This is a genomic window from Flavobacterium sp. (assembly GCF_035760125.1).
GTDB lineage: Bacteria > Bacteroidota > Bacteroidia > Flavobacteriales > Flavobacteriaceae > Flavobacterium.
This window is the reverse complement of the sequence record NZ_DASTTN010000370.1, coordinates 1-8,787: the sequence shown is the minus strand read 5'-3', so window position 1 is coordinate 8,787 and position 8,787 is coordinate 1. Positions and strand designations below refer to the sequence as shown.

Annotated in this window: 9 protein-coding genes; 5 read left to right on the top strand and 4 right to left on the bottom strand. The window is 33.3% G+C overall.

What is annotated here, in order from left to right; all coding sequences use genetic code 11:
* Together VFS71_RS13270 and VFS71_RS13265 are read right to left on the bottom strand one after the other, a co-directional pair.
* Positions 1-504: DEAD/DEAH box helicase (locus VFS71_RS13270; RefSeq protein ID WP_326401790.1), on the bottom strand; the 504-nt coding region annotated here is incomplete at its 3' end.
* A 288-nt stretch (positions 505-792) separates the two neighbouring features.
* On the bottom strand, positions 793-1,986 hold the full coding sequence (locus VFS71_RS13265) for a BamA/TamA family outer membrane protein (protein WP_326401789.1): 1,194 nt from the start codon (positions 1,984-1,986) through the stop codon (positions 793-795).
* 284 nt (positions 1,987-2,270) lie between these two features.
* Here VFS71_RS13265 and VFS71_RS13260 point away from each other — a divergent pair, with 284 nt between their 5' ends.
* A complete protein-coding gene (locus VFS71_RS13260) occupies positions 2,271-4,001 on the top strand; it encodes a M14 family metallopeptidase (RefSeq protein ID WP_326401787.1) in 1,731 nt (576 codons plus the stop codon).
* 11 nt (positions 4,002-4,012) lie between these two features.
* On the opposite strand, the gene VFS71_RS13255 is transcribed toward VFS71_RS13260, so the two are convergent.
* On the bottom strand, positions 4,013-4,615 hold the full coding sequence (locus VFS71_RS13255) for an NUDIX hydrolase (protein WP_326401785.1): 603 nt from the start codon (positions 4,613-4,615) through the stop codon (positions 4,013-4,015).
* A 7-nt stretch (positions 4,616-4,622) separates the two neighbouring features.
* On the opposite strand from VFS71_RS13255, the gene pyrE reads away from it, so the two are divergent.
* Complete coding sequence (gene pyrE, locus VFS71_RS13250; RefSeq protein WP_326401784.1) at positions 4,623-5,264, top strand: orotate phosphoribosyltransferase; 642 nt, start codon at positions 4,623-4,625, stop codon at positions 5,262-5,264.
* Between the two features lie 64 nt (positions 5,265-5,328).
* Positions 5,329-5,721, top strand: coding sequence for an SRPBCC family protein (locus VFS71_RS13245; protein ID WP_111408887.1), 393 nt, complete (start codon positions 5,329-5,331; stop codon positions 5,719-5,721).
* A gap of 78 nt (positions 5,722-5,799) precedes the next feature.
* Here VFS71_RS13245 and VFS71_RS13240 read toward each other — a convergent pair whose 3' ends face one another.
* Positions 5,800-6,528 carry a biotin--[acetyl-CoA-carboxylase] ligase gene (locus VFS71_RS13240; protein WP_326401783.1) on the bottom strand — a complete coding sequence of 243 codons (729 nt, stop codon included), beginning with the start codon at positions 6,526-6,528 and terminating at the stop codon, positions 5,800-5,802.
* Between the two features lie 96 nt (positions 6,529-6,624).
* Between VFS71_RS13240 and rsfS the strand changes: the two genes are divergently transcribed.
* A complete protein-coding gene (gene rsfS, locus VFS71_RS13235) occupies positions 6,625-6,996 on the top strand; it encodes a ribosome silencing factor (RefSeq protein WP_111408889.1) in 372 nt (123 codons plus the stop codon).
* 15 nt (positions 6,997-7,011) lie between these two features.
* Positions 7,012-8,787: ATP-dependent zinc metalloprotease FtsH (ftsH, locus tag VFS71_RS13230; protein ID WP_326401781.1), on the top strand; the 1,776-nt coding region annotated here is incomplete at its 3' end.

Below are 8,787 nucleotides of genomic sequence, written 5' to 3'. Positions count from 1 at the left end.
GTTTAGTTTACTCAGTTTACCAATAATGAAGGACATTTGTTCGTGGAAACCTAACTGCAAGGATTTATCGAACTCGTCCAAAATTAAAGTTTGGATTTTGTCCAATCTAAAATTGCCTCTGTCGATATGATCTGCAATTCGACCTGGAGTTCCTATCAAAACAGCTGGTGGATTGCTCAAATTTTTAATTTCGGTATCAATGGAATGCCCGCCGTAGCACACATTTACTTTGTAATCTGTTCCCATTTTTTTCCAAACCTGTTCGATTTGCAATCCTAATTCGCGTGACGGAACCAGAATTAAACATTGAACCGATAGAATTTCGGGCTGTAACATTTCGAAAATTGGCAATAAAAATGCCAACGTTTTCCCAGAACCTGTTGGAGAAAGCAGTAAAACATTATTGTCATTTAGGATGACATCTTGTGCAACTTCTTGCATTTCATTTAGGCTTTCGATACCTAAATTCAATAATATATTGTTGGAATGGTGTTTCTTATTCATTTTGCAAAGGTAGTCAAAAATAGCACTCTGTTTTCAATACTCAAATCGCCCATTTTGTATCGCAGAATTGCATAGTTTTTATGGTAAGCAATTCTGGGGTTATTTTTTGAAATGATAATAAAAAAGCAAAATATCTCCCTTTAGCCCCGATAGAAGTGAAAATCCTTTTTGTTTTTTCTTTAAAAACAAAAAGATTGTAACGGATAGCAGGACAATGCCGCCTAAAAAAGCCTAATCTTTCTGCTCCAAAATTAATTATCAAACTTAGATTATCTGAGTCATATAACTTTAAAAAGCCTCGGTAATTCTAAAATAAAATCCCCAATCACCACGGCCTGCAGCAATATCAATTCCCGCGTTTACTTTTTGACCGGCCTTTTCAATTACCTGGTAACGAGCACCGGCACCTATACTTGGCAACGGCTTACTCCAAGATGCACCAGAATTATACCAATCGCCCGCTGCGGCTCCCTCTTCAGATTTTCTATAGGCAATTCCGAGTCCAACAAACCCAACATATCCCCATTTTTTATAAAAATTATTTCGAAACTCAGATTGAACTGTATAGGTTTGATTTCCTCTATATTCACCTTGGGTATAACCTCTTAAATCAGTTTGACCAATATAATCCTGCGAAGCAAAAGGCACATCGCCAAAATTGGCTTTCATAGCAAAGCGGCTGGCTAATATTTTGGTGTTGCTTATTTTCTTATAATGATTTACATATAACATTGTTTTAATGAAATCATGGTCGTTATCCAGCCATGAAGGAACTGTCGAAAATCTGCCGTCTATAAAAATCCCAGAACTCGGATTATAGATACTGTTTCGAGTATCGTAACTAATTGGTATGGCCAATGAATTAGTATTATTCGGTTCCACTATTTCACTATTATCTGGAAGTGTGACCGTTACATCCGACCGCATCATGAAACCGCCGATCCCCAAATAAAAATTTTCAAAAACTCTTCTTTGTATCGCAAATGCAAACAGACTTCCCTTTGTAGTATAAGGGGTTTCATAAACTCCTGCCTGACCTCCATCTACATCTTCAAAAGTTTGAAAGGCCTGAAAATTATAGTTTATGTATCCAACTGCACCAATTATTCTCCAATAATCTTCCATCAGATAAAGACGTGTCCCTAACATTAAATAATAAGAATCATTTGTAGCATAATTACCTACAGCTATAACTCGGGAAAGAGGTGCTTTTTTTGAATTGTCTGCCTTAAAAAGCCCCATGGCTATTATCCCAATTCCAGCTCCTTGCGAACGATCGTATGTCAAAGTGGGAAGCGGCATAAAGGCAAATTTCTTTTCTTTCTTTTTAACGGTATCTGCCTTTTTAACGGTATCCAAATTACCAATCAATATTCTCGACGGTATTTCTTTTTTAAAGAGTAACAGTTTTTCATTTTTCGAAAATGAAAAAACATAAAAAGTACAAAATAAAAATGCAAGGAGTAAGAAGCTTCTTTTCATCTGAAATTAAATTTTGGATACAAATAAATGATAATTGTAAAAATTCAACTATCAAAAATAAACATAAACAAATTTAAAAACGATTTTCATCTCTCAATAAATTCATTAATTATCAACCAATTACAAACTACACACCATCAAATAAACATTTATTCGAAGTCTTGTGTTTTGTTACAAAAACAAACTGCAATTATCTTAATTCCTTCTAAAACCTTCAGTCCGATTTGAGATAAAAAATAATTTTAAATTAATTACATTTGAAACCCACATTCAAAATTAACCTTATGCAATTAATACGCTTTTGTTTCCTGTTGATCACAGTTTCTGTATTTGCTCAAAATAATAATAAATACAGTACTTTCTTTGAAAAAGGAAACGGAAACCAATCAGCCAATTATCAAGAAACAATCGCTTATTACACTCTTTTGGCCCATGATTTTCAAACTATCAAAATGGAAAAAATGGGATTGACGGATAGTGGCGAACCATTATACATGATTACTTTCAATCCTGAAAAGAATTTTAATTTTGAAAGTATCCAAAAAAACAAAGCAGTATTATTCCTGAATAATGGAATTCACGCAGGTGAACCAGACGGCATAGATGCAACTATGCAATTATTTCGGGATTTAGCTTTAGGCAAAATCAAAATACCAAAAAACACTGTTATAGTTACGATTCCAATTTACAATATTGGTGGTGCTTTGAACAGAAACTCAACTTCAAGAGCCAACCAAGAAGGACCGGAAGAATATGGTTTTCGAGGCAATGCACGAAACTATGACTTGAATCGCGATATGATTAAATCCGACACCCGAAATACCAAAAGTTTTGTCGAAATATATCATAAAATAAATCCAGATGTTTTTATCGATAATCATGTGAGCAATGGTTCCGATTATCAATACAAACTGACCTATATCATGACACAGCACAATAAATTGGGAACTATCTTAGGAGATTACATGAATACCGAAATGATGCCATTTATTGTAAAAGATTTGGAACAAAAAAACATTCCAACAACGCCTTATGTTAACGCATTCGAAGAAACACCAGATAATGGTTTTGTTCAATTTTCGGACACACCAAGATACACAACAGGCTACACTTCATTATTCAATACAATTGGGTTTGTTGTTGAAACTCACATGCTCAAAAAATATGCTGATCGTGTAAAAGCTACTTATGAGTACATGATTTCCACTATTGCATTTACCGATTTGAATTATAAAAAATTAAAAGAATTGCGTGCAAAAAACGAAGACCAATATAAACCTAAAAAATCATATCCTGTTGAATGGAAAATAGACAGCTCTAAGGCTACAACCTTTTTATTTTCAGGTTTTGAAGCTTCCTATAAAAAAAGTGAAGTCACTACAGGTCAACGATTATTTTACGACAGAACTAAGCCGTACCAAAAAAACGTACCTTATATCAAAGAATATAAATCGGTTAAGGATGTTACTATTCCGAAAGCATACATTATCCCAAAAGGCTACTGGAATGTTATTGATTTATTAAAAAGTAATAATTGCAAATACACACAATTAAAAAAAGATACAATTATTGAAGTCGAAAGTTATAAAATTGCCGATTACAAAACTTCAAGTCAAGCTTATGAAGGACACTATCCCCATAGAAACACAAAATTGACAGCAACTATTGAGAAGAAATCATTTGCCAAAGGAGATTATTTGTTTTCTACTGAACAAAAAGCTGTAAAATATTTATTGGAAACTTTAGAACCAGAAGCTGTTGACTCGTTCTTCAATTGGAACTTTTTCGACAGTATTTTACAACAAAAAGAAGGATATTCTGAATATGTTTTTGAAGATTTGGCTGCCCAACTTTTAAAAGACAACCCTAGTTTAAAAATAGAATTGGAAACCAAAGTCAATAATGACCCTGTATTTGCAAAAAATAGTGAAGCACAATTGGATTGGGTTTATAAACATTCAAAATTCTATGAAAAAGAACATTTACAATATCCAGTTTACAGATTACTCAACTAATATTGTTTTATTCATTTGACTAATTTTTCTTCTTCGAATAGAAGCTTAATATTTTCATATGAATTCTCTAATGCTTTTGGAATTTCACTTGGTTTAAGCCAGGCTACTTTTTCTATTCCTTCTTCCAATTGACCTTTTGGAATGCCTTCAAATGTAGATTGCATTTCAAACCAATGGGTGATTTTTAATTTGTATTTCCCATTTCGTTTAAAAACATGATAGGTCTTTTGTAACTTCTTAACAACTTTCAATTCATTTACGCCAGTTTCTTCTTCAACTTCACGCATGGCGGTTTGTTCAATTAGCTCACCTTTATCGGTACCTCCTTTTGGTAAATCCCACTTTCCATTTCTAAAAATAAACAAAACCTCACCTTTTTTATTATAAACCAATCCTCCTCCTGCTTTATTTACAGGAATTTTTGCTTTCAAAGTTTTCATTATCACACTTTCATCAGGATGATAGAGATAGGCTTTCTTAATTTTATTTTGAAACATTTTTACAATAACTTGCTCGATATCAATACTATCTAGCAAGAAAAGTTGAAAATCCGTCTCCTTAGAGATTTCATTTGTCAAAAAAAGTGGTTTGTCGTTAACAAAAACTTTATACATTTGTATTATGATTTTTAATAAAGATACAGCCGAAAAAACAGCCGAATTGCTTTTGCAAATAAATGCAATTAAATTGAATCCAGGAAATCCTTTTACATGGGCTTCTGGATGGAAATCGCCTATATATTGCGATAATCGTTTAATCCTCTCGTTTCCAGCCATAAGAAATTATGTTAGGGACGAATTTTCTAAAAACATCGAGAAACAATTTGGTAAACCAGATGTTATTGCCGGTGTAGCCACTGGAGCAATTGGTATTGGAATGCTAGTTGCAGAAAGTATGGGATTGCCTTTTGTATATGTTCGACCAGAACCGAAAAAACACGGTCGTCAAAACCAAGTTGAAGGTTTTTTGCAAAAAGGACAAAGCGTAGTAATTATAGAAGATTTAATTAGTACTGGAAACAGTAGTTTGCTTGCCGTTGAAGGCTTACGGGGAGCAGGAGCAGTTATAAAAGGAATGGCAGCTATATTTACTTATGGCTTTGATGTTGCAGACCAGAACTTCAAAAATGCTAAAATCGATTTGTATACTTTGAGCAACTATCAAAATTTATTGAATTTAGCTGTTGCCAAAAAGTATATTACAGAAGAAGAAGAGCAAACTTTGAGAGAATGGAATGGGAGTCCATCAACTTGGGCGGTTTAAATACCAGCTTTCTAATTTTAGATACAATTCCTTTAAAATAAAATAACAAACAATACATAAAATAATGAACTTAGAAAGTCCAAAAGTTACGGTTGAAAAATCAAGTCAAGAATTGTTCGATTTATTAAGCGATGTAAAAAACTTCGAAAAATTAATGCCCGATAATATTGCAAAATTTGAAGTTATCGGAGAAGATGCTTTTATTTTTGGATTAAAAGGAATGCCTGAAATCAAATTAAAAATGAAAGAAAAAGTAGCTCCAAACAAAATTGTTTTGGGTGCTGCAAGCGATAAACTTCCATTTACTTTAGTAGCCAACATTGATACTGTTTCAGAACAATCAAGCGCTGTAAAACTAGATTTTGAAGGCGAATTTAATGCAATGATGGCCATGATGGTAAAAGGCCCTATCGGGAAATTCATCGAGACATTAGCAAACAATATGACGAAACTTTAATATCTTTCTATAAAGAGCAAAAGCCTTTTAGTTAAAAACTAAAAGGCTTTTTTATTGGTACAAAGAAAGAATTTAGTCTTAGTACAACATTTGTACTTCTTTCAGATTGTATTCACAAATACTGTCGTCTTCCAAAAGAATCTGAAGTTTTCCTATTGAAGAAACCCCTTTTATAATTCCCATAAAATTGCTTTCATTTTCATCTGTAAAAGCTGTAGGAACACCCATTTTAAATAATTCATTAGCATACTCTTCCCATAAACCAGAAGCAGATGCATTGTAATTGGCAATCATTTTTTCCATTTCGGCTACTATCCCAAATAGAATTTCTTCTTTATTAAAAAAGGAATTGCAAATCAATGCTAATGATGATGCCCTAGGCAAATTTTCAAATTGCACTTGATTTACATTTAATCCCAGTCCTACAATCGATGTAATTGCTCCGGTTCCTTTTATGCTATTTTCAATCAATATGCCACCAATTTTCTTATTTGCTGACATAATGTCGTTAGGCCATTTTACACTTAATTCAGGAATATTATACTTTTTTAAGGTCCGAATTACTGCTAATGAAACTACTACATTTAGGTTAAAAACTGTCTCATTATCAAATAAAAAATCCTTAACCAAAACACTCATTATAAGGTTTTTACCCAACTCAGAATCCCACTTAGCTCCCATTTGCCCTTTTCCTTTCAGTTGATTCTCAGCGGTAACTACAGTAAAATTTTGAACCTCTTGTTTGTTCGATAAACCTTTTAGAAATTCATTTGTAGAATCTATGGCATCGAGTTTGATTAGCTTCATGTGTACTTTTTTTTGTAAAACATAATTTAATATTATGTTAAGGTTCAAAATTAATCACAAAAAATGGTAACTTTACAAACTTATATAAAAAAATAAATGGCGAAAAAGACTATAAACAATGATGTTCTATTGGCGAACATTATAAAAGGAATAGAAGAAGTAAAAGGAAGTGATATCGATATTTTAGATTTAAGAGAAATAGACACTGCAGTTTGTGACTATTTCATTATATGCAATGGTAACTCAAACACTCAAGTGAATGCCATTGTCAATTCTATTCAAAAAACAGTTTCTAAAGATTTAAAAGACAAACCTTGGCACGTTGAAGGTTCTGATGTAGCAGAATGGGTTTTGATGGACTATGTTCACATTGTAGTGCATGTATTCCAAAAACACATCCGTGAATACTACAACATTGAAAGTCTTTGGGGTGATGCCAAAATCACTAAAATCGAAAACAAATATTAAAGAAATAATCTTCTAATGGCTAAAGATAATAATCCAAATTCAAATAAATTTAAAGTAAGTCCTTGGTTAGTTTACACTGCAATACTATTAATTTTTTTAGGAATAAGTTTTGTAACTGGTGGATCTAGCTTTCAAGAACCTGCTCAATTAACTTCTTCTAAATTTAATTCTTACTTAGAGAAAGGACAAATCGAAAAAGTAATTGTTTACAATAAAAACGAAGCTGAAGTTTATTTAAATGCGCAAGCTTTAAATGATCCAGAACATAAAAAAGTAGCAAAAGACGTACTGGACAGACCTAATAAAGGTCCTCATTATTCGTTTGACATTGGTAATGATCAAATTTTTCAAACCAAATTAGAAAAAGCAGTTGCTGAAGGAAAATTAAAAGATTTTAATTTTTTACAAAAAAGCAACTGGACAGATCTTTTTGTAAGCCTATTGCCAATTATTATCATTATTGGTGTTTGGATTTTCATTATGCGAAAAATGTCAGGTGGCCCAGGTGGCGGAGGTGGTCAAATTTTCAACATTGGAAAATCGAAAGCCAAACTTTTTGATGAAAAAACAGATATTAAAACTACATTCAAAGATGTAGCAGGTTTAGAAGGTGCAAAAGAAGAAATACAAGAAATTGTGGAATTTCTTAAAAACCCTGAAAAATACACCAATTTAGGAGGTAAAATCCCAAAAGGAGCTCTACTTGTAGGACCTCCAGGAACCGGTAAAACTTTATTAGCAAAAGCTGTAGCTGGTGAAGCCCAAGTACCTTTCTTCTCTTTATCCGGTTCAGATTTCGTTGAAATGTTTGTAGGTGTTGGTGCTTCAAGAGTACGTGATCTTTTCAAACAAGCCAAAGAAAAATCTCCAGCCATCATTTTTATTGATGAAATTGATGCTGTAGGTAGAGCTAGAGGAAAAAGCAATATGTCTGGTGGAAATGATGAAAGAGAAAACACATTAAACCAATTATTGACCGAAATGGATGGTTTTGGCACCAATTCAAATGTAATTGTTTTAGCTGCAACAAATAGAGCCGATGTTTTAGACAAAGCCTTAATGCGTGCTGGTCGTTTTGACAGACAAATCTTTGTTGACTTACCGGACATTCGTGAAAGAGCCGAAATTTTTCAAGTACACCTTGCTCCTTTGAAAAAAATCGAAGGGCTTGACACCGACTTTTTAGCCAAACAAACTCCAGGATTTTCTGGCGCTGATATTGCCAATGTTTGTAACGAAGCTGCATTAATTGCCGCAAGAAACAATAAAGAAGCTGTTGACAAACAAGATTTCCTAGATGCTGTAGATCGTATTGTAGGAGGACTTGAAAAGAAAAACAAAATCATTACTCCAGAAGAAAAAAGAGCAATCGCTATTCACGAAGCTGGACACGCAACAGTAAGTTGGATGCTTGAACATGCTGCTCCATTGATTAAGGTAACTATCGTTCCTCGTGGACAAAGTCTTGGCGCTGCCTGGTATCTACCAGAAGAACGTCTAATTGTTCGTACAGACCAAATGCTTGACGAAATGTGTGCTACTATGGGTGGTAGAGCTGCAGAAAAAGTAACTTTCGACAGAATATCAACAGGTGCTTTAAGTGATTTAGAAAAAGTTACAAAGCAAGCTCGTGCCATGGTTACCGTTTATGGATTAAATGATAAAATTGGAAATGTTACTTACTACGATTCAAGCGGACAAAGTGAATACAGTTTTTCTAAACCTTATTCTGATGAAACTGCCAAAGTAATTGATAAAGAAATTTCAGATCTTATCGAAAGTCAATACCAA

Excerpts from the sequence above, each read along its gene's own strand:
- VFS71_RS13265 (WP_326401789.1), bottom strand. The coding sequence starts at position 1,986 with ATGAAAAGAAGCTTCTTACTCCTTGCATTTTTATTTTGTACTTTTTAT.
- VFS71_RS13260 (WP_326401787.1), top strand. The coding sequence starts at position 2,271 with ATGCAATTAATACGCTTTTGTTTCCTGTTGATCACAGTTTCTGTATTT.
- VFS71_RS13255 (WP_326401785.1), bottom strand. The coding sequence starts at position 4,615 with ATGTATAAAGTTTTTGTTAACGACAAACCACTTTTTTTGACAAATGAA.
- pyrE (WP_326401784.1), top strand. The coding sequence starts at position 4,623 with ATGATTTTTAATAAAGATACAGCCGAAAAAACAGCCGAATTGCTTTTG.
- VFS71_RS13245 (WP_111408887.1), top strand. The coding sequence starts at position 5,329 with ATGAACTTAGAAAGTCCAAAAGTTACGGTTGAAAAATCAAGTCAAGAA.
- VFS71_RS13240 (WP_326401783.1), bottom strand. The coding sequence starts at position 6,528 with ATGAAGCTAATCAAACTCGATGCCATAGATTCTACAAATGAATTTCTA.
- rsfS (WP_111408889.1), top strand. The coding sequence starts at position 6,625 with ATGGCGAAAAAGACTATAAACAATGATGTTCTATTGGCGAACATTATA.